Source organism: Frankia sp. CoWAU3 (assembly GCF_977971855.1).
This window is the reverse complement of record NZ_CDWWXB010000113.1, coordinates 6219-7495: the sequence shown is the minus strand read 5'-3', so window position 1 is coordinate 7495 and position 1277 is coordinate 6219. Positions and strand designations below refer to the sequence as shown.

Sequence of the window (1277 nt, the reverse complement as noted above, 5' to 3'; positions counted from 1 at the left end):
ACCCCGGCCGGCGCCACCCCGGCCGGCGCCACCCCGGCCGGCGCCACCCCGGCCCGCGACTTCGAGCCGGGGTCGCTGGTGAAGGCCCGCGGGCGCGAATGGGTGGTCCTGCCCGGCGACGACCCGAATTTCCTCGTCGTGCGGCCGCTCGGTGGGGACGAGGAGTACGTCACCGGGCTGTTCCGGGACGAAGCGACGTCCGTGGGTTTCCCGCCGCCGGATCCGGCGGCGGCCGGCGACCACCGTTCCATCTCCATTCTGGCCACCGCGTTGCGGCTCGGCTTCACCGCGAGCGCCGGCCCGCTGCGCTCGCTCGCCGCCGTCGCGGTCACTTCCCGGCAGTACCAGCTCGTCCCGCTGCTCCTCGCGCTGCGCCAGGACCCGGTCCGCCTGCTCATCGGCGACGACGTCGGGATCGGCAAGACGGTGGAGGCGGCTCTCATCGCCAAGGAGCTGCTGGTGCAGGGGGACGCCACCGGGCTGACGGTGCTCTGCCCACCCGCGCTCGCCGAACAGTGGCGGGCGGAGCTGGCCGACAAGTTCGCCATCGAGGCCGAGCTGGTCCTGACGTCCACGGTCACCGGTCTGGAGCGCCGGGCGGGCGGAGTATCCATCTTCGAGCACTTCCCGTTCACGATCGTCTCGACGGACTTCATCAAGACGGACGAGCGCCGGACGCTGTTCGCGCGGTCCTGCCCGGACCTGGTGATCGTCGACGAGGCGCACACCTGCGTCCCGGCGGCCGGCAGCGCGTCCAGCAGCGCCGGACAGAAGCGTTACGACCTGCTGCGCGGCATCGCCGACCGTCCCACGAAACAGGGCCGCCCCCGCCACCTTCTGCTGGTCACCGCCACGCCCCACTCCGGTAAGCAGGACGCGTTCCGGGATCTGCTGAGCCTGCTCAGCCCGCGGCTCGCGCTGCTCGACCTGGACACCGTGCGTGGCCGGGATGAGCTCGCCCGGCACTTCGTGCAGCGCCGCCGCCGCGACATCCGCCGCTATCAAGGGCAGGACACCCCCTTCCCGGAGGATCGCCAGTACCGCGACGTGGGGTACCGGATGAGCGTGGCCTACTCCGGGTTCCACGAGGAGGTGCTCGCCTTCGCCCGGGAGACGGTCACGAATCCCGGCGGGGAGCGGACCCGCCGGGTGCGGTGGTGGTCGGCGCTGGCCCTGCTGCGATCGGTGGCGTCCTCGCCGGCCGCGGCGGCGGCGACCTTCACCGCGCGGTCGGTCACCGCCGCCGCCGGATCGGCGGCCGAGGCAGACGCGCTGGG

Annotated in this window: 1 protein-coding gene; it reads left to right on the top strand. The window is 73.5% G+C overall.

The window, feature by feature from the left end; genetic code table 11:
* A partial coding sequence (locus AC08ON_RS11430; protein WP_476616937.1) for a DEAD/DEAH box helicase occupies positions 1–1277 on the top strand: 1277 nt, incomplete at both ends.